Origin of the sequence: Pseudorhodobacter sp. E13 (genome assembly GCF_003991405.1) — a bacterium.
Lineage (GTDB): Bacteria > Pseudomonadota > Alphaproteobacteria > Rhodobacterales > Rhodobacteraceae > Pseudorhodobacter.
The window spans coordinates 1-22953 of the sequence record NZ_RPEN01000157.1 but is presented as its reverse complement, the minus strand read 5'-3'; the positions used below and the strand labels follow the sequence as shown (position 1 = coordinate 22953).

Below are 22953 nucleotides of genomic sequence, written 5' to 3'. Positions count from 1 at the left end.
TGGGCGGAAACTCTTTTCCATAGTGACCGAAGGCGCAACATATTTTAAAATGCGAATATGTAGTTGAAAACACGAAGAAATATTCGCGGACCCTTGACCTAGATCAATCCCGGCGCTGACGGCGGTTGATAGAAGGCCCGCATGAAAGCCATCGCCAGATATCTTGGGCTCAGCGTCCTTTGCATTTGTGTCGCCCTGTTCGCAGTCGCGCAAAAGGCGGATTCACGCGGCACGGCCATGGTGATCTGTGCCGATGGTGGCACCGAAACCATCTATCTGGATGCCAGTGGCACGCCGATGGAACCGGGGCAAACCTGCTGCCCCTGTCTGGATTGCAACGCCCCACCCCTGCTGGCCTTGCTACCTGCGCCCGAAACCATGGCCCCGCCGCTGCCGCGCCCTGCGCTGCTGCGCCTTTTGGCTGTGGCCGATCCCTTTGTCCCTAGCATTGCCCGCCCCATGCCGCGTGGTCCCCCGCTGTCGCAAGCAGTCGGAAACCGGATGACGCACCGAATGGTTGTCCCAGCGACATTTGACAAATCAAAAGTGTCACTCGGAGACTATTCGCACAGCGGCGGGGCCTACCTTCAAGGAAGCCTTACATGAGCCCGCTGCGCCCCCTTCTTGCATTTGTGCTTGCCCTTCTGCTGCTGGCCCTGCCCGCGCAGGCCGATACGGTGCTGGCCAAGATGCTGCCCGACCTTGTGGCGGGCGAATTGGTTGACGGTGCCGACAGCTTTGGTCCGCTGCGCGAAGATGTGGCGGTTGCGCCGATCCTGAAAGCGGGGGCACAGGTGGGCTGGGCCTTCATCACCTCGGATTTCGTGTCGACCACGGGCTATTCGGGCAAGCCCATTCATACGCTGGTCGCGGTAGACGCGGATGCACGCGTGATTGGCGTGCAACTGGTCAAACATTCCGAACCCATCGTCCTGATCGGCATCCCCGACAGCAAGATGAAAGCGTTGGTCGCGAATTATCGCGGCATGGATCTGGTGGCCGAAGCCAATTCCGGCGGCACCGCGCATGAGTTGGACATCATCTCGGGCGCGACTGTGACGGTGATGGTGATTGACGATTCCATCGTGCGGTCTGGCCTGAAAGTGGCGCGCGCGCTGGGCCTTGGCGGGCTTGCCGTCGAAGAACGCCCCGCAGGCCCCCAGTTCGAAGTGAACCCCGAGGCAGAGGCCGCCGCCGATTGGATGACGCTGGAAGGTGATGGCACCATTCGCCGCTTGTCGCTGGACGTGGGGCAGGTCAACGCCGCCTTTGCCGCGATGGAAGACCCCCGCGCCGCCCAGCGCGCCCTGACCGAAGCACCCGAGACGACCTATATCGAAATGCAGGTGGCGCTTGTCTCGCAGCCTGCCATCGCCAAAACCATTCTGGGCGAGGCCGAAGCGGGCAACCTTGCCAACTGGCTGGCAACAGGCGATTCCGCCATCGCGATTGTCGGCAAGGGCATCTATTCCTTCAAAGGCTCGGGCTATGTGCGTGGCGGCATCTTTGACCGGATCGTGCTGATTCAGGATGATGTCTCTGTCCGCTTCCACGACAAACAGCACCGCCGCATCAATGGGTTGGCCGCCGAGGGCGCGCCTGCCTTTAACGAGGCCGATCTGTTCAAAATTCCCGCCGATACCGGGTTTGACCCAACGCAACCCTTCCGCATTCAGCTTTTGGTGCAGCGCGAGGTGGGCGCGATTGAAAAGGTCTTCACCACCTTCGATCTGGCCTATCAACTGCCGAAACAATATCTGCGCCAGATCGCAGCCCCGCCTGCCGCCGATATGCCCGCCGCCGTGGCAGAGGCGACCACGCAATCCGAAGCCGACGCGCATCAGGCCCTGTGGAAACGCATCTGGCTGGACAAAAAGCCCGAGATCATCGTGCTGATCGCGATGCTGGGCGTGCTGACGGGGGTGTTCTTTTTCCAAGGGCTTGCCACCCGCAACGCCCGCGCCTTTTTCTGGTTCCGCATCGGCTATCTGACCGTCACGCTGGTGTTCCTTGGCTGGTATGCCAATGCGCAATTGTCGGTAGTCAACCTGATGGCGCTGTTTGGCGCGCTGGTGTCGGGCTTTAGCTGGCAGGCGTTTTTGCTGGACCCGATGACGTTCATCCTCTGGTTCTCGCTGGCTGCGGCGCTGCTGTTCTGGGGCCGGGGGGCCTATTGCGGCTGGCTTTGCCCCTTTGGCGCGCTGCAAGAACTGCTCAGCCGGATCGCCAAGGCGCTGCACATCCCGCAATGGACGCTGCCTTGGGGCCTGCATGAACGCTTGTGGCCGCTGAAATACATGATCTTCCTTGGCCTGTTCGGCGTGTCCTTGATGAGCATCGAACAAGCCGAGCATCTGGCCGAGGTGGAGCCGTTCAAAACTGCCATCGTGCTGAAATTCGTGCGGGCCTGGCCTTTTGTGGCCTATGCCGCCGCCTTGCTGATCGCGGGCCTGTTCGTGGAACGGTTCTATTGCCGCTACCTTTGCCCCTTGGGCGCGGCCTTGGCGATTCCGGCGCGGTTGCGGATGTTTGATTGGCTGAAACGCTACAAGGAATGCGGCAACCCCTGCCAGTCCTGCGCCAATCAATGCCCCGTGCAAGCCATCCACCCGACGGGTGAGATCAACCCGAACGAGTGTGTAAACTGCCTGCATTGTCAGGTTCTGTATCAGTCGAAAACCACCTGCCCCGTTGTCATCAAAAAGATGAAGCGCCGCGAAAAAGTGGGGGATGTGCCCGATCTTGGCACGAACCCCGGTCGCGGGTTCATGGGGCATCCGAACCAACTCAAATCCTAACTGAACCGAAAGGACTAGTCATGTCTGACGATCTTGGAATGAAACTGACGCGCCGCGGCCTTCTGGGCGCAACAGCCGGGGGCGCTGCCCTTGCCGGTGGCCTTGGTGCCCGCGCGATTCTGGCAGGCGGTGCATTGGGTGGGGCCACCGTGGCCGCGACCACAGCGGCCCATGCCTCCGAGGCGGCGAATGTCGCGCCCGGCCAATTGGACGAATATTACGGCTTCTGGTCCTCGGGCCAGACTGGGGAGATGCGCATCCTTGGCATCCCCTCCATGCGCGAATTCATGCGCGTGCCGGTGTTCAACATCTGCTCGGCCACGGGTTGGGGCATCACCAATGAATCCAAGAAAATCCTGACCGAAGGGCTGACCGAGAAAACCAAGAAATTCCTTGCTGCCAACGGTCTGGAATTCCCGCGCAACGGCGATTTGCACCACGTCCACATGTCCTTTACCGAAGGCACCTATGACGGGCGCTTCCTGTTCATGAACGACAAGGCCAACACCCGCGTCGCCCGCGTGCGCTGCGATGTGATGAAATGCGACAAGATCACCGAGATCCCGAACGCCAAGGGCATCCACGGTCTGCGCCCGCAACGCTGGCCCCGCACCAACTATGTCTTCTGCAACGGCGAAGACGAAGTGCCGATGGTCAATGACGGCAAGATCCTCGACAAGCCGGAAGAATATGTAAACTTCTACACCGCGCTGAACGCTGACGATATGACCGTGGCGTGGCAGGTGATGGTATCGGGCAACCTTGACAACACCGATGCCGATTACGAAGGCAAATACGCCTTCTCGACCTCGTATAACTCGGAAATGGGGATGACCCTGCCCGAGATGACAGAATCCGATATGGACCATGTCGTCGTCTATAACATCGCGGAAATCGAAAAAGGGATTGCCGAGGGCGATTTCATCGAACTGAACGGCGTCAAGGTGATCGACGGCCGCAAAGGGCAGAACAAGAAATACACCCGCTACATCCCGATCCCGAACAACCCGCATGGCTGCAACATGGCCCCGGACAAGATTCACCTGTGCATCGGGGGCAAACTGTCGCCCACCGTGTCGGTGATCGACGTGCGCAAACTGGACGCGGTGTTCAATGACGAGGCAGAGCCGCGCTCTGTCGTGGTGGCGGAACCCGAACTGGGCCTTGGCCCGCTGCACACCTGCTTTGACGGCACCGGCAACGCCATGACCACGCTGTTCCTTGACAGTCAGGTTGTGCGCTGGAACATCGAAGACGCCATCAAGGCCTATAACGGCGAGGCGGTGGACCCGATCCGGTCGAAAACCGATGTGCATTACCAGCCGGGCCATAACTCCACCGCGATGGGCGAAACCCTGGATGCCAACGGCAAATACTATCTGTCGATGAACAAGTTTTCCAAGGACCGCTTCCTGAACGTCGGCCCGTTGAAGCCGGAAAACGAGCAGCTCTTTGCCATTGATGGCGACACGCTGACGCTGATCCATGACGGCCCGACCTTTGCCGAGCCGCATGACAGCATCATCGTGGACCCGTCCAAGGTGAACCCGCTGTCGATCTGGAACCGCCAAGACCCGATGTGGGCCGATACCCGCAAGCAGGCCGAAGCGGATGGTGTTGATCTGGATGACTATCAGGATACCGTCATCCGCGATGGCAACAAGGTCCGGGTCTATATGTCGTCTCAGGCACCGAACTTCGCGATCGAAAGCTTTACCGTGAAGGAAGGCGATGAGGTCACGGTGATCGTCACCAACCTTGATGACATCGACGACCTGACCCACGGCTTCACCATGGGCAACCACGGCGTCGCCATGGAGATCAGCGCGCAAGCAACATCGTCGGTCACGTTCATTGCAGCACAGCCCGGCGTTTACTGGTATTACTGCCAGTGGTTCTGCCACGCGCTGCACATGGAAATGCGCGGCCGTATGTTCGTTGAACCGAAAGAGGCCTGAGCCATGCTGCGCGCCCTTCTTCTTCTGGTCTTGGTTGCATCGCCCGCTTTGGCGCGGGATGTGGCTGTGCTGCCGGGGCAGGGCGCGCTTGCCAACGCCATCGCCGGGGCCGCCCCCGGCGATGTGCTGACCTTGCAACCGGGCACCTATGCCGGGCCCGTTGTGATTGACCGCGCGCTGACCGTCACCGGCCCTGCCACGGCGATTATCGACGGTTTGGGGCAAGGCACGGTTGTCACCATCACCGGCGATGATGTGACCATGCGCGGCGTCACCGTCACCGGTTCGGGTATGAACAGCCAAGACCTTGATGCCGGTATCAAGATTGTCAAAGGCGCCGACCGCGCTTTGATCGAAAACACCCATGTCCTCGGCAATCTGCACGGGGTCGATATTCACGGCGGCCATGATGCCACCGTGCGCGGCAATACCATCGAAGGCACCCGCCAGCCCCGCGTGAATGATCGCGGCAACGGGATTTATGTCTGGAACGCGCCGGGTGCCTTGGTCGAAGGCAATACCGTGCGCTGGGGCCGCGATGGCATTTTCTCGAACACCTCGCGCAAGGGCATCTATCGCGGCAACCTGTTCCGCGATCTGCGCTTTGCCGTGCATTACATGTATACCAACGATTCCGAGGTTTCGGGCAATATCTCCATCGGCAATCAGTTGGGCTTTGCGCTGATGTTCTCTGACCGGGTCGTCGCCAAGGATAACCTGAGCCTTGGCGACCGCAGCCATGGCGTGATGCTGAACTACACCAACAATTCCGATATTTCCGGCAATCTGGTGCTGGGCTGGATGGCCCCGCGCGCCGATGGCCAGCCGCAGCTTGGCACTGACCGCTGCACCTTCATCTATAACGCCCACAAGAACCTGATCTATAACAACCGTTTTGAAAACTGCGATATCGGCATCCATTTCACCGCCGGGTCCGAGCGCAATGTGCTGACAGGCAACGGCTTTGTTGGCAACCGCGAGCAGGTGAAATACGTCGGCACCCGCGATGTGGAATGGAGCTTTGAGGGGCGCGGCAATTTCTGGTCGGATCATCCGGGGTTTGACCTGAACGGCGATGCGCTTGCCGACAGCCCGTTCCGCCCCAATGACCTGATGGATCACATCCTGTGGTCACAGCCCGCCGCGCGGCTGCTGACGGGTTCGCCCGCCGTGCAGCTTGTGCGCTGGTCACAATCCAGCTTTCCCGCGACGCTTCCGGGTGGTGTGGTCGACAGCTTTCCGCTGATGGCCCCGCCCGTGATCGCCGTTCCCCCAACCTATGCCCAAATGGCCCTAGAGGCTGCTGAAAACCGGGCCAAAGGACTGCAAGATGACTTCGACATTAACGATCTCTCATCTCACTAAGACCTTCGACGGGCTGGCCGCCTTGTCGGATGTGTCGCTGCATGTCGCAGCGGGGGAACGCGTGGCCCTGCTGGGCCATAACGGCGCTGGCAAATCCACGATGATGAAGATCATCCTTGGCCTGATCGCCGCCGACAAAGGCGATGTGACCGTCTGCGGCGCGGCACCGGGCAGCGCCGAGGCCCGCGCGCAGGTGGCCTATCTGCCGGAAAACACCGCCTTTCATCCGGCGCTGACGGGGTTGGAACAAATCACCCATTACCTGCGCCTGCGCGGCGAAAGCCCCGGTCAGGCCATTGGCCTGCTGGACCGGGTCGGCCTTGGCCATGCTGCCAAACGCCGGATCGGCACCTATTCCAAAGGCATGCGCCAACGTGTCGGCCTTGCCCAAGCGCTGATCGGCCACCCGAAACTGCTGGTTTTGGATGAGCCGACCTCTGGCCTTGACCCGGTGTCGCGCCGCGATTTCTATGCGCTCTTGGACGGGCTTGCCGCCGAAGGCGCCGCAATCCTGTTGTCCAGCCATGCCCTAACCGAGGTAGAGGCCCGCACCGACCGCTTGCTGATCCTGTCCAAGGGCAAGCTGGTGGCAAGCGGCACGATGCCCGATCTGCGCCGCGATGCCGCCTTGCCCGTGGCGCTGCATATCACGCCATGCAATGGCTATGCGCCGGATCTGATGGCGGCCTTTCCGGGTGCCACCCTGTTGCGCGGCGATGTGCATCTGACCTGCGCGCAGGGCGAAAAGCTGGGCCTGTTGGCGCAGATCGCCGCTCAGCATTCCAAGGTCGCAGACGTGGAAATCATCCCGCCCAGCCTTGAAGATATCTACAGCCACTTCAGCCGGAGGGACGGCCAATGATCGCCCGCATCCTTGCCACCGCCGCCACCGAGGCCCGCATCGCCAGCCGCAACCGCTGGGTTGCCATTGCGGTGCTGCTGATGCTGGTGTTCTCGCTCGTGCTGGCCGCCGCTGGCTCTGCGCCCTCTGGCGCTTTGGGGGCGGATCGTTTGTCGGTCACGGTTGCCTCGCTTACCTCGCTGTCGGTTTATCTGGTGCCGCTGATTGCGCTGCTGATGTCTTTCGATGCTATCGCGGGCGAGGTGGAACGCGGTACGCTGCCCCTGCTGCTTACCTATCCCGTTGCGCGGTGGGAGGTGCTTTTGGGCAAGCTGCTGGCGCATCTGGGCGTGCTGACGCTGGCGATTGTGGCCGGCTTTGGCGCGGCGGCGATTGCGGCGCTGTTCACGGATGCAGGCGCGGTTGCGGGCCTTGCCGCCCTCTGGCGCCTGACATGGAGCGCGGTCTTGCTTGGCGCTACCTTCCTGTCGGCGGGCTATGCGCTTTCGGCTTTGGCGCGCAGGCCTTCGGCGGCGGCGGGGCTGGCGATCGGGCTGTGGCTGGGCTTTGTCGTGCTTTATGATCTGGGCCTGCTGGCGGCGATTGTGGCCGATGATGGCGGGGTGTTCACCACCCGCGTCTTTCCCGTGGCCTTGCTGGCCAACCCTGCCGATGCCTTCCGCCTGTTCAACCTTGCCGCATCGCAGGCAACGGCGGCGGCGGCAGGTGTGGGGGCTGCGGCTGCGGCGATTCCGCTGTGGCAATCGCTGCTGTCCATCCTGCTCTGGCCCGTGGCCGCGCTTGGTCTTGCCACACTCGCCTTTCGTAAGGTGACACCATGAAACACCTGTTGCTTTTGCCCTTGTTACTTTTGGCCGCCTGCCAAGAGGAGGTGACGCAAGACACCTCCCCCGTCGCGCTGACGGAAACGGCGGCGGGCTATTACTGCCAGATGACCCTGCTGGAACATGATGGCCCCAAGGCGCAGATACACCTGTCGGGCCTGCCCGGCGCGCCCCTGTTCTTCAGTCAGGTCCGCGATGCCGTGGCCTATGCCCGCATGCCAGAACAAAGCCACGCCATTCTGGCGATCTGGGTCAATGACATGGGGGCCGAAGGCGCAAGCTGGGCCGCACCGGGGGCCACGAATTGGGTCGATGCCACGCAGGCCTATTTCGTGGTCGGCAGTCAGATCAAAGGCGGCATGGGTGCGCCGGAAATCGTGCCCTTTGCCACCGCCGCCGCCGCCAATGCCTTTGTGCAACAGCACGGCGGCGCGGTGATGCGGTTTGACGATATCCCCGACAGCGCCGCCCTTGCCCCGATTGCCGAACCCGACCCGACCTCTGCCGAAGATCAGGATTTCGAAGATCGCCTGCGCGCCCTGTCGCGCCAGCCGAAAGGATAAGACCATGACCACCCGCCGCCGTTTTCTGACCATCAGCGCCGCCGCCTTTGCCCTGCCCAGCCTTGTCCGCGCGGCCAATGTGACCACATGGACGGGCCAGGCGCTGGGCGCGCGCACCGTGCTGCGCTTGGCCCACCCGGATGCACAGGCCATCGCCGCCCGCGCCATGGCCGAAATGGCACGGCTGGAGCGTGTGTTCAGCCTGTTCCAGCCCGAAAGCGCGCTGTCACGCTTGAACGCCGCCGGAACGCTGGCAAACCCACCGTTTGAGCTGCTGGAATGCCTGAGCCTTGCCGGGGCCGTGCATCGCGCCAGCGAAGGTCGGTTTGACCCCACGGTGCAGCCGCTGTGGGCCGCTTATGCGCAAGCCGGGGGCACGCCTTTGGCCGCCCAGCTTGACCGCGCGCGCGCCCTGACAGGCTGGGGCGGGGTGACGCTGGCACCGGATGCCATCACCCTGCGCCCCGGCATGGCGCTGACGTTGAACGGCATCGCGCAGGGCTATATCGCTGACCGGGTAGCGGCGCTTTTGGCTGCCGAAGGGTTGAACGATATTCTGGTGGACACGGGCGAGTTCCGCGCGCTGGGCGGCCATCCGGGGGGCGGGGCCTGGCCCGTGCAGCTTGCCTCGGGCGGGGAGGTGCCGCTGACCCAACGCGCGCTGGCCACCTCTGCCCCCTTGGGGACGTGTTTCGATGCAGGGCGGCAGCAAGGCCACATTCTGGACCCAAGAACCGGGCACAGCGCGGCACCTGTCTGGCAGTCCATCACCGTTTCGGCCCCATCGGCGGCGCTGGCCGATGCGCTGTCCACCAGCGCCTGCCTTGCACAAACGCGCGCCGAGATTGACGCAACGCTGGCCCCGTTTCCCGGCGCCGTGCTGGAAGCCGCTATCGCCGCCAAGGGGTAACGCGCAGATATTGCCCAGACAGCCGGATCAGTGTAGGACGGACCATAAGGAAATGACGTCTGCGTAGCTCAGCTGGATAGAGCACAGGATTCCTAGTTCAAAATTGGGCGTTGCGTGCGGAAACGGCGTAACGGATCTGCTCAAATTCGGGGAACGCTACGGTGCGCTTGCACCTTGCCAATCCCGAGCCAAGCCCCGCAAACCGGGGAAGGTGTAGAGACTGGTAGGGCAGCACCTAAGGGCCGCAAAGCCTAGGGTGAAGGGACAGTCCAGACCACGAACGCCCCGAAAGGGCGGCGGTGAAAGCCGAAGTGGTATGAATCCTGGGGCCGTGGGTTCGAATCCCGCCGTGGACACCATTTCCCCTTTTGGCCCGTGGCGAACAGCGCCACCCATCGCATTGAAACCTGTGATGTCAGGCCGCGACAGGCCAATCTTGTGAAGCTCGAAACACCTTCACGCCAGTTTGGGCCAAGCCGGGGCAAGCGCTTGCGCGCTCACCGTCCGCAGCTTGCCAATTGCGCGCGATACAGCTCTGCCCGGTCGGCCACCCGTTGCGACACGGTGATAAGCCAAGGCTTGCTGTTATAGCTGCCCCGCGCATAGCCGGTGCGGCCTTCGTGATAGGCAAGGTAATGCGCGCGCGCATCCCATTTGGAAATGCCAAGGCTCTTTTCCGATTGGTCCATATACCAACCCATGAAATCGGTCGCATCCGAGATCCGGTCGCGCCGTGCCGATCGGCGGCGCTGATCGTCCTGGTATTCTTCCCATGTGCCATCCAGCGCCTGACTATAGCCATAGGCCGAACTTTGACGCCCCAAGGGAATAATTCCCAACGCATATTTATGCGGGGTCTTGGCATCGCCGATGAACTTCGATTCCTGATGGATCGTCGCCATCTGAACGTGAACAGGAACACCCCATTTCCGCTCTGTCGCCTTCATGGCGCTATAATATTTCGGACGTTCGCGCACGATGCTGCACGCATTGTCCAAATCACGGGGCGCCGAAAAATTGCCGCCGCCGCAAGAGCCAAGCAACAACAAAAGGATCGACGCGCGGAGAAACCTGCTCATTATGCCCCTCGCACATTCTATTTTTAGCCAACATAGGGCAAAACGCGGCAAAGGGAAATGGGGCAGGGGGTCGCGTCAGATCAGAAAAGCGAGAGTGAGCGGCAAAGTCACAATCGACAGCAGAGTAGAAACGATGACCATCCCGGCCACAGCCTCGGAATCTGCGCCATATTTTGCGGCCAGCATATAGGTGGTCACGGCCACTGGCGTGCTGACCTGCAAGATCAGAACCGCCGCGGCCACCGGTTCCAGCGCGAATAGATGCCCCACCCCGGCCCCGATCGCCAGACACAGAACCACCCGCAGCGCCGACAACCAGACGGCCTGCCCCAACCGCCCCGGCGACAGCCGCGCCACGGCCACCCCCAGTGTGATCAGCATCAGCGGAATCGCCATCTGCCCGATCAGGTCAAGGCTGTTGGTCAGCCACAGCGGGGTATGCCAGCCTTGCCACAAAAACAGCGCACCCAGCAGCGTGCCTGCGACCAGCGGCTCTTTCAGCACCCGCAGCGGTGATCCGCCTTGGCTGACCAGCCAGACACCAAAGGTAAACCCCCAGACGCCCGCGACCGCAAACACCACCACGGCATAGCCAAGCCCGACCTGCCCAAAGGCAAACAGGGCCAGCGGCAGGCCCAGATTGCCGGTATTGCCGAAAATCAGCGGTGACAGATAGGTCCGCCGTTCCAGTTTCAGCACCAGCGTCAGCCCCCAGAACACCAGCGTCAGCAGGCCATAAGCCGCAATGGCCGCAAATAGCAGATCGGCCAGCGCCGCGCGGTCAATCTCGGTTTTCATCAGCGCGGTAAAGATCAGGCAGGGGGTCGCCAGCGTCATCGCCAGACGGGTCACAAACTCCATCCGGTATTCGAACCCGGCCTTGACCCAAGCAAAGCCAACGCCTGCCAAAATACCAACGGGGGCCACGATTTGCAGGACTGTAAGGATGAGGTTCACAGACTGTTTCCCTATTTTGCCGTCTGCCCAGTGGACAAGACCTAGCCCAAGGGATTACTAACCACAGTCGGGGGATGCAACAGATGCTGAAATCACGCGCGAAATACCATTTGGGCCAAGTGCTGCGGCATCGGAAACATCCGTTCCGGGGCGTGGTGTTCGATGTGGATGCAATGTTCTCTAACACCGATGAATGGTATGAGAATATTCCCGAAGAAAGCCGCCCCTCCAAGGACCAGCCATTTTATCACCTGCTGGCCGAAAATGACCAAAGCTATTACGTCGCCTATGTGTCGGAACAAAACCTGATGCCGGATGAAACCGGCGAACCGGTGGATCACCCGGACCTGTCGGACCTGTTCGGCGATTTTGAAGATGGCCGCTATCCGCTGCAATTTCAGTTGAACTAACCTTCAACATTTGCGCGCCGCGCTGCGCCCTCGCGCTTCAACTCTGCCAGAAACTCTCGCAACAGCGGCACCCGCCGGGGTCGGAACGACTCTCCCGTCCGTTTGGCATCTTCGATCCTGTGCAATTGGAACTTGCGAAAGCCCTGACGCAGACAGCACCACGCCAAGATCATCAACCGGCGGTCCAGAAAGACCACCGACAGCGGCCAGATACGCCGCTGCGTCTGCGCGCCCGTGTTGTCGGTATAGGTGATCTCCAGCGCCGCCTCATCCCAACAGGCTTCGCGAATCAAAGCCAGCGCAGCGGGGGCAGGGGGGCGCCTTTCAAACCGATAGGTTTGTTGCACCGCATGTAACGCTTGGCGCTGCACCCGTTCGGGCAGGGTGGCGGTGATCTTTGCCAAAGCCGCCTGCGCTGCGGCAGCCAGCGCGGCATCCCCGGCCATCTGCACCTCGGCCAGCCCCAGCACAAGCGCCTCCACCTCCAGCCGGGTGAACATCTGTGGCGGCAAGCTTGGGTCTTCGGTCAGGGTATAGCCATAGCCCGCCGCCCCATCAATCAGCGCCCCGCCCGCGCGCAGCGTATCAATGTCGCGATACAGCGTGCGCTCTGAAACGCCGGTTTCCTCGGCAAGACGGGCGGCGGTGACGGGCTGCGGCAAACGCCGCAGCGCATCCAGAAGGCGGAACAATCGGTCAGAGCGGGCCATGGCATACTGTCGGTTTTTGTCAGGATGCCCCGGCTATACCACCGCTATCGCAACCGACAAAGGAAAACAAAATGCTGACGCTGTATCACGCGGCCCCGTCCCGCTCCTCTCGTATCCTGACTTTGGCGGATGAGTTGGGGATCACCGATCAGATCACCCTGAAACTGGTGGATATCGCCCGCAACGATGGCAAAGGCGGCGCGGACCCGGCGAACCCGCACCCCGAAGGCAAGGTGCCGCTGCTGGACCATGACGGCGCGCTGATTTCGGAAACCGCCGCGATCATGCTTTACCTGACCGATCTGTTCCCCTCAGCGCTGGCCCCGCAACAGGGCGACCCACAACGCGGCCCCTTTCTGACATGGCTGTTCTGGTATGGATCGGTGATGGAGCCTGTGCTGATCCACAGCTTTGCGGGCCTGTCCCACCCTATTCTGACGAAAACCTTTCGCGGCACCGACGCGGTTGAGGCGCGGCTGCGCGCGGCGTTGCAAAAGGGGCCTTGGCTGCTGGGCGATCATTTCACCGCCGCAGACCTGCTGGTCCATTCGCCCTATGCGTGGTTTTCCGAGGCCATGCCCGATGACCCGCTGATCGCGGATTGGGTCGCGCGCTGCATCGCCCGCCCGGCCAGCGTCCGCACCAAGGCGCGGGATGCCAAACTGGCACCCCAGCACGCCGCCGCTTAAGCGCCCGCGAGGGCCGTATCGAGCAGCGCCTTGATCTCATCCTTGGCGGTTCCTGCCACGATGCGGCCCAATTCGGCATCCCCGCGCAAGACCACCAAGGTGGACCGGCGCGGGATGTTCAGATCAGCGACGATCATATCGTCTTTCCACTGGTCCCAATCCACGTCGATAAAGCTGATCTTGGCGGCATACTCCGGGTTCTCGGCCTTCAACGCCGCGATCACGCGGCCTTGCGCCTTGCAGGTGCTGCACCAGCTTGCCTTGAAATCCAGAAACACGGTCTTGCCTGCGGCCAGCTCTGCCTCCAGCAGGTCCGGCGTATAGGCGGCCGCTTCGGCCCGCGCCATCGGGGCGGCCAAGGTGACAGCAGCGGTCAGCAACATAAAATCACGACGGTTCATTTGCATTTCTCCCTAAACAGATACCGAAAGGTCTTGCAGCCATATGGGCAATACGTCCAACAGCCATGCCTCGATCACATAATGAAGCTGAAAGAAAATCATCAGCCCCACCAAAACGAACACCACGCCCATCACGGGCTTTGAAACCTCGGCCACCCGGCGCAACAGCGCCTTGCGCCGCGCAAGGGCGGCCCGCGCGCCATAGCCAAGGCCCAGAATGATGCTGGAAACACCGGCGGCAAAGGCGACCATGATCGCACCCGCCCAGATCAGGCTTTGCCCTTGGCTGGCCAAACCGATTGCACCGCCCAAGGTCGGGCCGACACAGGGGCTCCAGACCGCGCCAAGCAACGCGCCGCCCAGAACCTGCCCGCGCAATCCACCGCCGAAGCGGCCCTGAACCGCCTCATCAAACCCGGCATCGGCGCGCGCGGCCATGCCCCCGGTGGCCAGTGCGAACCCACTGTTCAGGCGCGGCACCAGCAGCACAAGGCCAAAGCCCACCATCAGCAGCGCCGCCGCTTTCGATACCGTTTCTTCGGAAATCCCAAGGCTGCGCCCCGCCACGGCCACACCAAGCCCAAGGCTGACAAAGGCGACCGACATCCCCAGCGCAAGCGCCACAGGCCCCAGCCGATGCGCCTGCAAGGCACTGGCCAGCACGATGGGCAGCACCGGCAGCACACACGGGTTGATCAGCGTCAACAGCCCCGCCACATATCCCAGTAAAATCTCCATCACGCCCCGGCTAACTTGCTTTGGGCCAAATTGGCGCAAGCCGGGATCACAGTCACCCAAAGCCTGCGTGATGAATTGTTACGAAACCGGCGCGCGCGCCACGCGGCTGATCTGCACCGCCAGAATCCCCGCCGCGATGATCACCACCCCCGCCACATCCCACAACGTCAGGCTTTCGCGCAACAGCAGCGCCGCAATCGCCACCCCGAAAAACGGGTTAAGGAAGTGAAACGCCGCCGCCCGCACCGCCCCGATCCGCGCCACCAGCAAGAACCAGACCCATGTTGCCAACAAGCCCGGCACCAACGTGGTATAGGCAAAGGCAAGGCCCAGCCGCGGCGTCCAGTTCACATCCCAGCTTTCCAGCGCCAGTGCCGCCACGGCCAGCAGCGCAGAGCCGACCAGCATTTGCAGCCCCACGATCATCAGCAGGTTCCCCCCGCTGGAGGCCCCGCGCACCGACAGCGTCGCAAAGGTCAGCGCCAGAACCCCGATCCCGCAGAACAACAGGCCCATCAGGTCCACCCCATCCGAAATGCGATGCCCCATGATGATGCCCACGCCAACCATCCCGGCGATCAACCCGGCATAGCCCAAGGGGGCCAACCTCTCACGGAAAATCAGCCAGCCTGCCAGCGCCACCAACAGCGGCATGGTCGAGGCGACAATCGCGGCCATTGACGCCTCGATCCATTGCATCGCGACAAAGTTGAAGCCAAGGTAAAGCGCGTTCTGGCAAATGCCGAAAATCACCGTGGCCCGCCATTGTGCCCGCGTCAGCCGCGCGCTTTGCCCAAGGGCCGTGGCGATCATGATCCCGATCAGGCCCGAAACGAGAAACCGCAAGGCCAGCGCCGTCAGCGGTGGCGCATCGGCCACGATCATCCGCGCCGAGGTAAAGGCCGAAGACCACATCAGCGCAAAGGCCAAGCCCATCGCAATCGCTTTGAAATCCATCCGTCTCACCTGCTGCTGCCTGCGGCCTTTGGTGAACCTGCACGCGGCCAAGGTCAACCGCCCTTGGCCCTTGGCAGGTCATAGGCGCGCAAAGAAAAAGGCCACCCCTGATGCAGGGGCGGCCCATCGGTTCCGGCAGTGCCGAACGCCTTGGATCAGTCGTTGACCGAATCCTTCAGTGCCTTGGCAATGGTGAATTTCACCTGCTTGTCGGCAGCCTTTTGCACGGTTTCACCGGTCGCCGGGTTGCGCACCATACGCTCCGGGCGGGCGCGGCAAGCCATTTTGCCCAAACCCGGCAGCGTGATCGCGCCACCAGAAGCCACTTCGCGCGTGACGATCGCAGCAACAGCGTCCAGCGCTGCGGTTGCGGTTTTCTTGTCTGCGCCCATTTCTTCGGCCAGTGCAGCAATCAACTGCGTCTTGGTCATCGGCTTATTCATGTCCTGTCTCCTGTTCATGCCCCATTATGTCAGGGGCCGTCGCTGCCCTTCAGGGCCGATGCCATCGCTACACAGGTTTTTGCGACCTAAATCAAGCCCAAATTCCAGTAAAACAGCATGTTTCGGCGGGTTTTCTCTGCGTCACAAGAAGGCGGTTTCCTCAAAGCTGCGCAACTTGCGGCTGTGGATGCGCTCCAGCGGCATCTCGCGCAGCCGTTCCATCGCCCGAATTCCGATCTGCAAATGCCGGGCCACTTGGGTTTTGTAGAAATCCGAGGCCATGCCCGGCAGCTTCAACTCGCCATGCAGGGGCTTGTCAGAGACGCAAAGCAAGGTGCCATAGGGCACCCGGAACCGGAACCCGTTGGCGGCAATCGTCGCGCTTTCCATATCCAGCGCAATTGCGCGGGATTGTGACAGCCGTTTCACCGGGCCGGATTGGTCGCGCAATTCCCAGTTGCGGTTGTCAATCGTGGCCACCGTCCCCGTCCGCATGATGCGCTTCAGCTCATACCCTTCCAGCTTGGTCACATCGGCCACCGCCTCTTGCAATGCGATCTGAATTTCCGCCAATGCGGGAATGGGCACCCAAACCGGCAGGTCATCATCCAACACATGATCTTCGCGCAGATACGCATGGGCCAGCACGAAATCGCCAAGGCTCTGGCTGTTGCGCAAGCCCGCACAATGGCCCACCATCATCCAGGCATGTGGGCGCAGCACGGCAATATGGTCGGTGGCGGTTTTGGCATTGCTGGGGCCTACCCCGATATTGACCAGCGTAATCCCCTGCCCATCGGCGCGCTTCAGGTGATACGTCGGCATTTGCGGCAGTTTCAACGGCACCGGCAAATCGCCCTTCGCATCCGTCAACACCGCGTTTCCGGTGCCGACAAAGGCGGTATAGCCGCTGTCCGGGTCTGCCAGCATCGCGCGGGCATAGGCCTCGAACTCCTCCACATAGAACTGATAGTTGGTGAACAACACATGGTTCTGGAAATGCTCGGGGTCGGTGGCGGTGTAATGCGTCAACCGGGCAAGGCTGTAATCCACCCGCTGCGCCGTAAAGGGCGCAAGCGGGAACGACCCATCGGCAAAGGCCGTGCGGGTGCCGTTCACAATATCATCATTGGTGGTCGCAAGGTCCGGCACATCGAACACATCGCGCAGGCTGAACTCCAGCACACCTTCCTGCGGGATCGACACACCCGGATTGCCCGCCACCGCAAAATGCACCGGGATAGGTGTTTCCGATGGCCCGATCTGCACCGAAACGCCGTGGTTCTTCATCAACAGATCAATCTGCTGGATCAGGTATTTCCGAAACAGATCAGGCCGGGTGATCGTGGTGGAATAGGTGCCGGGCTGCGCCACATGGCCAAAGCTCAGGCGGCTGTCGCTTTTGGTAAAGCTGGTCGTCGTTAGCCGGATTTCGGGATAAAATGCCCGCACCCGCGCCTCGGGGCGTGCGCCTTGCACCGTGGTGCTGAAATGCCGCGCCAGAAATTCCGTCGCCTCACGATACAGCGCTTCCAGCCGGTCTACGGCGGCCTCGGCACTGGTGAAACTGTCGCTGATCGGATGCGCGGGGGTCAAAATCGGTAGATTGGTATCGTCGTTCATTCGTTTTTTCTTTTTCTTGTTAAAAATGATTGGGCATATAACCCGATGCCGGGGGGCCACTGCAAGCCCTCGCGTAACGCTAATTCCGTTTGGTAACAGGGCAAAGACACCCTTTCACACGGCCCGAAACGTCAGGATGATGGCCCGGTCGGCCCGATGTGCCGGGTCAGGGGCATCGCCATAAATCGCCTCCTCGTGCAGATGCACCCCGGCGATCCGCCCGCCAAGCGCCGACAGTGCCGCGTCAAACCCTTGGGCGGCAAAAACCCCTTTGTTCACCGACAGCACAAATTGCGCCCGGGGCAGGGCCAGATCCAGCAATCCGGCAATCGCCGCCGGCCCGACATGGCCATGGGTAAAGGTGCCGGAACTGACAACCCCGGCATAGCGCTGGCCCAGATCCAGCGGTTGCGTCACATCCGCCAACCGCAAGTCGCGATACACCGCCTTGCCCCGCGCCACCGCCAGCATCTCGGGCGATATGTCGATCCCGTCAATCGGGCCAACCCCGCGCGCAGCCAGCGCCTGCCCCAGCAGGCCCGTCCCCGCACCCACATCCAGCACCGGCCCGGCCCCCGCATACGCCCCCGCCACCAGCGCGGGCAAACGATAGGCCATCCGCGCGGCAAACCCCTCATCATAGCTTTGCGCCCATGTGGCATAAAGCTTGCGGTTATCGTCGGGCGTTTTCAGCGCATAGGCTTGGTCAAGATCGGGTGGCTGGCTCATGCGTCAATCAAGCCGCATCCGGCGCATAAAATCAAGTTGCACAGCACGGGACCGCACCGGATAAAGGGGGCATGAAAACACTGCTTTCCCTTGGCCATGGCTATTCCGCCCAAGCGCTTGCCCGGCTGTTGCAGCCGCAGGGCTGGCATATCATCGGTACCACCCGCAGCACCGAAGGTGCCGTCCAATTGCGCGCCCAAGGGGTCGAAGCGCTGGTCTGGCCGGGCACCCCGCTCCCGTTGCCCCGCGCCACGCATCTGCTCAGCTCCATCGCGCCCGATGCCAATGGCGACCCGGTGCTGGCCGAACACGCCAAGGAGATCGCACAGACCGCCTTCGAATGGGTCGGCTATCTGTCCACCACCGGCGTCTATGGCGACCATCAAGGCGGATGGGTCGATGAAACCACCCCGCTGACCCCCGGCACCAAACGCGGCCAACAGCGCGTGCAGGCCGAGGCACAATGGCAAGCCCTCGGCCTGCCCCTGCACATCTTCCGGCTGGCGGGCATTTACGGTCCCGGTCGCGGCCCCTTTGCCAAAGTGCGCGATGGCAGCGCGCGCCGCATCCTGAAACCCGGCCAGGTGTTTTCCCGCATCCATGTCGAGGATATCGCGCAAATCCTCGCCGCCTCCATCACGCGCCCTGATCCGGGCGCCATCTATAACGTCTGCGACGATGATCCCGCCCCGCCCGAAGATGTCATCGCCTATGCCGCCGAACTGCTCGGCCTGCCCATCCCCCCCGCCGAAGACTGGGACAAGGCGGAGATGACCCCAATGGCCCGCAGCTTTTACGCCGAAAGCAAACGCGTTCGGAACGACAAGCTAAAATCCGATCTTGGCATCACCCTGATCCACCCGGATTACCGCGCGGGCCTTGCGGCCCTGCTGGCCCAAGACCCCTGATCCACTTTCTTTTCGGCTCAAATATCCTCGGGGGGGAATTGGCCGCAAGGCCAAGGGGGGGCAGACAGCCCCCCGCGCTTGGCCACCCCGCTTGGTCCCCGTGCCTGCCGCCCGTCAATCCCGCGTCAAATGGGGCCCCAGCCCCCGCACCACGCCTGATTTCTTGCCAAATTTGTGGCATCCTGATCGTGAACAACGGACAGGAGGCGTTGATGCAACCCCGCGACCCCAAACCCGGCTTTGTCGCCGAGGCGCAGAATGATCTGGTGCTGTCCTTCCTCGCCGTGCGCCGGATGCTGGGGCTTTTGGGCCTGTTCCTGCCCTTGTCGCTACTGGCCACCGCCATCCTGACCGATGAACCCATGCGCCCCTCGATTTCCGAATTCTACCACGGTCAGGGCCGCGAATTCTTTGTCGGCACGCTTTGCGCCATCGGGGTGTTCCTGTGGTCCTATGTCGGCTACCCGCCCGCGCATCGGGGCGAGGCACCGACCGACAAACAAGTCTCGCGCATTGCCGCTGTCGCCGTGATTTGCGTGGCCCTGTTCCCAACCGGCGACAACCTCGCCCCGCCCGGTCAGGTCATGCAGGATTGCAGCGTGTTCCAATGCCTTGTCGGCGAAAATATCAGCCGGCGCTTGCACTACCTTGCTGCGGGCATCTTCTTTTCATCCTTGGCCCTGTTCTGCCTTGTGCTGTTCCGCCGCGATGGCGGGCAGGGTCAGGATGCCGAAAAAGCCGCCCGCAACCGCATCTATGCTCTGTGCGGCTGGACCATCGTCGCCTGCGTTCTGGCGCTGGGCGTCTATGGCGTGGTCTATGCCATGCAAGACAGCGTAGGCAAAACCCGGCTTGATCGCAGCTATCTGGTTTTCATTCTGGAAAGCATCGGCATCTTTGCCTTTGCAATTTCATGGCTGACCAAGGGCAAGGCCTTGCAACCACTAGAGGCGTTGATGACCAAGACCTCCTAAAGCGCGCCGCCGCCGATGGTTTTCTTGCAATCCTTCGGCCCGTCCGGGTGCCCGCTATAGGCGGTGACATGGCAGGTTTCGCAGGTGAATTCGCGCAACCCCTGCCCGTGCTGGCGGCTCGCCACCCAGCGGCATTGCTTTGGCTTGCGCAGCCGGTCCCACATCGGGTCCAGCTTGCGGCTCAGTTCCGATCGCGCCTTCGCCCGGCCCCAATTGGACCAGATGAAAAACCCGATACAGACCAGCGCAAGAAGAAAAATGGGCATAACGGCCCCCAATGTCACCAAAGGGTCGCGCCCCACCCGATGGCAGGGCGCGACGGATCGTCAGTTATCGTTGATGTCGCGGTCCCAGATCTTTGCCTGCCCTGCCTGCTTGCCCAGCAATTTGCGCGTGACAAACCACGCACCCAGCGAGGCCAACGCAAACACCAGCAAGGTCAGCGGCAGCGATGCGCCCAACAGGCCCACCCCCACCAAAACCCCGGTCGCTACGGCGCCGATGGCAAAGCCAAGGAAGATATAGCCCGGCGCAAGCACCTCCAACACGCCCAAGGCAAAGCCCGCGACGATCCAGACCCACCAGGTAGCAAACCAGCTCATGCTTTGCCCTTCAACATCTTGAACGCATCACCAAACGCATCCAGCGCCTGCGCCGGAACGATGATCATCTGCTTGCCAGAGCCTTGGCCCACAGCCGTCAACGCCTCCACCTGTTTCAAGGCCACCTGATACTGCGCCGCCTCCAACCCGTTCTGGCGGATCGCCTCGGCAATCACCCCCGTGGCATAGGCTTCGGCATCGGCCAACACGCGGCGCTCCTCCGCCTCGCGCTGGGCGGCATAGAGCTCGGCATCCGCGTTCAACTCCATCGCCCGCTTCTTGCCCTCGGCCTCCGTCACCTGCGCCCGCCGCGCGCGTTCCGCATTCAACTGCTGCAACATCGCGGCCCGCGTCGCCTCGTCCAGATTCACATCCAGCACCTCAGCCCGCGTCACCTCAATGCCCCAGTCATCGACCATCGCGGCCACCAACTCCCGCACCTTGCCGATCAACTCCGTCCGGTTGGATTGCACTTGATCCAGCTCCATCTTGCCGATCTCGGACCGCACGATCCCCGCCACCGTCGTCGCAATCGCGCCATCCACATCGCGGATACGATACACCGTCTTTTCCGGCTCGGTGATCCGGTAGAACACAGATGTCTCCACCTTCACCAACACGTTGTCGGCGGTAATCGCGTCTTGCATCGCATTGGGCAACTGCCGCTCAAGGATCGAAATCTTATGCGCCACCTTGTCCAGAAACGGCACCACAAAGTTGATCCCCGGCCCCAGCACCGACCGCAAGCGGCCAAACCGCTCCACCACATGCTTTTCGGACTGCGGCACAATCCGCACGCCCAGAAAAATACAAACAATGATGAAGACGGCGACCGCAAGGTAAACCGCATTCCCACCAATCAATTGCTCAATATCCATCGCAGAACCCTCTCAAAAACACCTGCCTTCCTACATGGCCGCAAAGCCCCCCCCACGCAAGAGGATGCACATGCTCACCACCCTTCCCATCGCGGAAATCGACGCCACAGCCCTGCCGCGCGACCGCATCCACCTGAACCCCGAAACCATTGCCGAACTGCAAGCCTCCATCGCCACCAACGGCCTGCGCATGCCGATCGAGGTGTTCCAGACCGAAACCGGCTACGCGCTCATCTCCGGCCTCTGCCGCCTGACCGCGGTGACAAACCTGTGCAACCTGCGCGGCACCACGCCCGAAATCGCCGCCTTCATCCGCAGCCCCGCCACCCTGACCGATGCCCTCATCGCCATGGTGGAGGAGAATGACATCCGCCAGAACCCATCGGCGTGGGAGCGCGGCCTTATCATCACCACCCTGCGCGATAATGGAGAGTTTGAGACGCTGGACGCCGCCACCCGCGCGCTCTACCCCCATGCCAATGCCGCCAAACGCCAACGCCTGCGCTCCGCCGCCTTGGTGGTAGAGGAACTGGACGGCCACCTCGCCACCCCCGAGCATCTGTCCGAACGTCAGATCCTCCGCCTGAGCGCCGCCCTGCGCGCCGATTTCACCCCGCTGATCGTGGCCACCCTGCAAGAAACCCGCGCCAAAACCATCGAGGCGCAATGGCAAGCCCTGCTGCCCGTGATGGCCGAGGCCGAACAGCCCCAACCCACCCACCCCCAACGCCCCGGCCGCCCCCGCCGCGTCTTACGGCCAGCGCCGGGCGTGGTGGTCCGGCGCGAGATGACCTCCGACGGCTGGGTGCTGAGGTTCACGGGGCCGGATGCCACGGGCATGCGGATGGATTTCGTGATGGATGAGGTGGAGAGGTTGTTTGGGTGAGGGAGCCTAATGCCCCTTATTTGATGACCGCCTTGTCAGGATCGTCATCCTTTTGAGCTTTTTCACCTTTTGTACCAAGCTGTTTAACCCAGCGCTCTAGGACTGTGTTTGCTTCGGTCATGTCGCCGTTACCGGCTAGACCGGATGAGTTGGCGTCTTCTGCCGCCTCGACTTCGAGGGCCACAACATCGGCCAAATCTCTCGAAAGCTGTTCCCATTCATCAATATAACTGAGATAGTGTTCAGGTAGCGCAACATCTGCGCTTGCAACCGTTAGCTTAAGGGCAGGCATTTCGATTTTTCGATATGCAATGTATTTTTCAAGATACTCCATAAGGACAAGAAAATCGGCCTTGCTTGGGAGTTGCAACAACTGCGCTTGAAGATCTTGAATGTCGCGGTGCTGCTCGTCCCGATTTGTATCAATCGTGACTATAGGATAAGCGTTTCCCTCTACGACACCTTTGAATACTTGGGGTTCATGAAAGTGAAAAACACAGTCAAACTTCGTTGTCTCAACATTTCTCTTGGCTCTACATAATAGGTAGGCAAGGGCTGGTGAGATCGTTAATGAATCGATACTAGTGTTAGCCGCCTGACGGAAGATTCCCAACCGTGAACAGGTGTGTCACAATCGGGGCATGAGACGCAATGACATCTGCCTTTACCTCGGCCCCGCTGACCGTGCG

General features: G+C 61.7%; 26 protein-coding genes. 13 read left to right on the top strand and 13 right to left on the bottom strand.

The window, feature by feature from the left end:
- The first annotated feature begins 141 nt into the window (after positions 1–141).
- From EGN72_RS12410 to EGN72_RS12375, 8 genes are read left to right on the top strand one after another with little or no spacing between them, the layout of a single operon-like run.
- Entirely contained in the window at positions 142–606 is a 465-nt protein-coding gene (locus EGN72_RS12410; RefSeq protein ID WP_127048049.1) for a hypothetical protein, read from the top strand.
- Positions 603–2798 carry a NosR/NirI family protein gene (locus EGN72_RS12405; RefSeq protein ID WP_127048047.1) on the top strand — a complete coding sequence of 732 codons (2196 nt, stop codon included), beginning with the start codon at positions 603–605 and terminating at the stop codon, positions 2796–2798. Before EGN72_RS12410 ends, EGN72_RS12405 begins: the two co-directional genes overlap by 4 nt.
- 20 nt (positions 2799–2818) lie before the next feature.
- Positions 2819–4756: a TAT-dependent nitrous-oxide reductase gene (gene nosZ / locus EGN72_RS12400; RefSeq protein ID WP_127048045.1), complete on the top strand. Its 1938-nt coding sequence runs from the start codon at positions 2819–2821 to the stop codon at positions 4754–4756.
- A 3-nt stretch (positions 4757–4759) separates the two neighbouring features.
- Positions 4760–6121, top strand: coding sequence for a nitrous oxide reductase family maturation protein NosD (locus EGN72_RS12395; protein WP_127048043.1), 1362 nt, complete (start codon positions 4760–4762; stop codon positions 6119–6121).
- Positions 6087–6983, top strand: coding sequence for an ABC transporter ATP-binding protein (locus EGN72_RS12390; protein ID WP_127048041.1), 897 nt, complete (start codon positions 6087–6089; stop codon positions 6981–6983). Before EGN72_RS12395 ends, EGN72_RS12390 begins: the two co-directional genes overlap by 35 nt.
- Complete coding sequence (locus EGN72_RS12385; protein ID WP_127048039.1) at positions 6980–7804, top strand: ABC transporter permease; 825 nt, start codon at positions 6980–6982, stop codon at positions 7802–7804. Before EGN72_RS12390 ends, EGN72_RS12385 begins: the two co-directional genes overlap by 4 nt.
- A complete protein-coding gene (locus EGN72_RS12380; RefSeq protein WP_127048037.1) occupies positions 7801–8370 on the top strand; it encodes a nitrous oxide reductase accessory protein NosL in 570 nt (189 codons plus the stop codon). The genes EGN72_RS12385 and EGN72_RS12380 overlap by 4 nt, the downstream gene beginning before the upstream one ends.
- Before the next feature lie 4 nt (positions 8371–8374).
- A complete protein-coding gene (locus EGN72_RS12375) occupies positions 8375–9280 on the top strand; it encodes an FAD:protein FMN transferase (protein WP_127048035.1) in 906 nt (301 codons plus the stop codon).
- A gap of 497 nt (positions 9281–9777) precedes the next feature.
- Here EGN72_RS12375 and EGN72_RS19195 read toward each other — a convergent pair whose 3' ends face one another.
- Together EGN72_RS19195 and EGN72_RS12360 are read right to left on the bottom strand one after the other, a co-directional pair.
- Positions 9778–10359, bottom strand: coding sequence for a lytic transglycosylase (locus EGN72_RS19195; protein WP_158623188.1), 582 nt, complete (start codon positions 10357–10359; stop codon positions 9778–9780).
- Positions 10360–10434: 75 nt separating this feature from the next.
- Positions 10435–11316 carry an AEC family transporter gene (locus tag EGN72_RS12360; protein WP_127048031.1) on the bottom strand — a complete coding sequence of 294 codons (882 nt, stop codon included), beginning with the start codon at positions 11314–11316 and terminating at the stop codon, positions 10435–10437.
- Between the two features lie 83 nt (positions 11317–11399).
- Here EGN72_RS12360 and hspQ point away from each other — a divergent pair, with 83 nt between their 5' ends.
- Positions 11400–11726, top strand: a complete 327-nt coding sequence (gene hspQ, locus EGN72_RS12355; protein WP_127048029.1) for a heat shock protein HspQ — start codon at positions 11400–11402, stop codon at positions 11724–11726.
- Here hspQ and EGN72_RS12350 read toward each other — a convergent pair.
- Complete coding sequence (locus tag EGN72_RS12350) at positions 11723–12436, bottom strand: YafY family protein (protein WP_127048027.1); 714 nt, start codon at positions 12434–12436, stop codon at positions 11723–11725. The genes hspQ and EGN72_RS12350 overlap by 4 nt on opposite strands.
- 71 nt (positions 12437–12507) lie before the next feature.
- Here EGN72_RS12350 and EGN72_RS12345 point away from each other — a divergent pair, with 71 nt between their 5' ends.
- Positions 12508–13125, top strand: coding sequence for a glutathione S-transferase family protein (locus EGN72_RS12345; RefSeq protein WP_127048025.1), 618 nt, complete (start codon positions 12508–12510; stop codon positions 13123–13125).
- On the opposite strand, the gene EGN72_RS12340 is transcribed toward EGN72_RS12345, so the two are convergent.
- From EGN72_RS12340 to EGN72_RS12315, 6 genes are all read right to left on the bottom strand, one after another.
- Positions 13122–13526 (bottom strand): thioredoxin family protein, encoded by a 405-nt coding sequence (locus EGN72_RS12340; RefSeq protein WP_127048023.1) that lies wholly within the window; start codon positions 13524–13526, stop codon positions 13122–13124. The genes EGN72_RS12345 and EGN72_RS12340 overlap by 4 nt on opposite strands.
- A gap of 12 nt (positions 13527–13538) precedes the next feature.
- Positions 13539–14264: a cytochrome c biogenesis CcdA family protein gene (locus EGN72_RS12335; protein WP_127048021.1), complete on the bottom strand. Its 726-nt coding sequence runs from the start codon at positions 14262–14264 to the stop codon at positions 13539–13541.
- 78 nt (positions 14265–14342) lie between these two features.
- Positions 14343–15221 carry a DMT family transporter gene (locus EGN72_RS12330; protein WP_127048019.1) on the bottom strand — a complete coding sequence of 293 codons (879 nt, stop codon included), beginning with the start codon at positions 15219–15221 and terminating at the stop codon, positions 14343–14345.
- A 155-nt stretch (positions 15222–15376) separates the two neighbouring features.
- Complete coding sequence (locus tag EGN72_RS12325) at positions 15377–15664, bottom strand: HU family DNA-binding protein (protein WP_127048017.1); 288 nt, start codon at positions 15662–15664, stop codon at positions 15377–15379.
- Between the two features lie 141 nt (positions 15665–15805).
- A complete protein-coding gene (locus tag EGN72_RS12320) occupies positions 15806–17287 on the bottom strand; it encodes an AMP nucleosidase (RefSeq protein ID WP_127048015.1) in 1482 nt (493 codons plus the stop codon).
- A 114-nt stretch (positions 17288–17401) separates the two neighbouring features.
- A complete protein-coding gene (locus tag EGN72_RS12315) occupies positions 17402–18016 on the bottom strand; it encodes a class I SAM-dependent methyltransferase (protein ID WP_127048013.1) in 615 nt (204 codons plus the stop codon).
- Between the two features lie 71 nt (positions 18017–18087).
- Between EGN72_RS12315 and EGN72_RS12310 the strand changes: the two genes are divergently transcribed.
- On the top strand, positions 18088–18924 hold the full coding sequence (locus tag EGN72_RS12310; RefSeq protein ID WP_127048011.1) for an SDR family oxidoreductase: 837 nt from the start codon (positions 18088–18090) through the stop codon (positions 18922–18924).
- Between the two features lie 188 nt (positions 18925–19112).
- Positions 19113–19898, top strand: a complete 786-nt coding sequence (locus tag EGN72_RS12305; RefSeq protein ID WP_158623187.1) for a DUF998 domain-containing protein — start codon at positions 19113–19115, stop codon at positions 19896–19898.
- Here EGN72_RS12305 and EGN72_RS12300 read toward each other — a convergent pair.
- From EGN72_RS12300 to EGN72_RS12290, 3 genes are read right to left on the bottom strand one after another with little or no spacing between them, the layout of a single operon-like run.
- The gene (locus tag EGN72_RS12300; protein ID WP_127048007.1) at positions 19895–20164 is read right to left on the bottom strand and encodes a hypothetical protein; all 270 of its coding nucleotides are present in this window, start codon (positions 20162–20164) and stop codon (positions 19895–19897) included. The two genes, EGN72_RS12305 and EGN72_RS12300, sit on opposite strands and share 4 nt — an antisense overlap.
- A gap of 60 nt (positions 20165–20224) precedes the next feature.
- On the bottom strand, positions 20225–20500 hold the full coding sequence (locus EGN72_RS12295) for an NfeD family protein (RefSeq protein ID WP_127048005.1): 276 nt from the start codon (positions 20498–20500) through the stop codon (positions 20225–20227).
- Positions 20497–21378: an SPFH domain-containing protein gene (locus tag EGN72_RS12290; RefSeq protein ID WP_127048003.1), complete on the bottom strand. Its 882-nt coding sequence runs from the start codon at positions 21376–21378 to the stop codon at positions 20497–20499. The genes EGN72_RS12295 and EGN72_RS12290 overlap by 4 nt, the downstream gene beginning before the upstream one ends.
- Before the next feature lie 70 nt (positions 21379–21448).
- Here EGN72_RS12290 and EGN72_RS12285 point away from each other — a divergent pair, with 70 nt between their 5' ends.
- Entirely contained in the window at positions 21449–22264 is an 816-nt protein-coding gene (locus EGN72_RS12285) for a ParB/RepB/Spo0J family partition protein (RefSeq protein WP_158623186.1), read from the top strand.
- A 16-nt stretch (positions 22265–22280) separates the two neighbouring features.
- Here EGN72_RS12285 and EGN72_RS19490 read toward each other — a convergent pair whose 3' ends face one another.
- Positions 22281–22598, bottom strand: a complete 318-nt coding sequence (locus tag EGN72_RS19490) for a hypothetical protein (protein ID WP_233587128.1) — start codon at positions 22596–22598, stop codon at positions 22281–22283.
- Between the last annotated feature and the right edge of the window lie 355 nt (positions 22599–22953).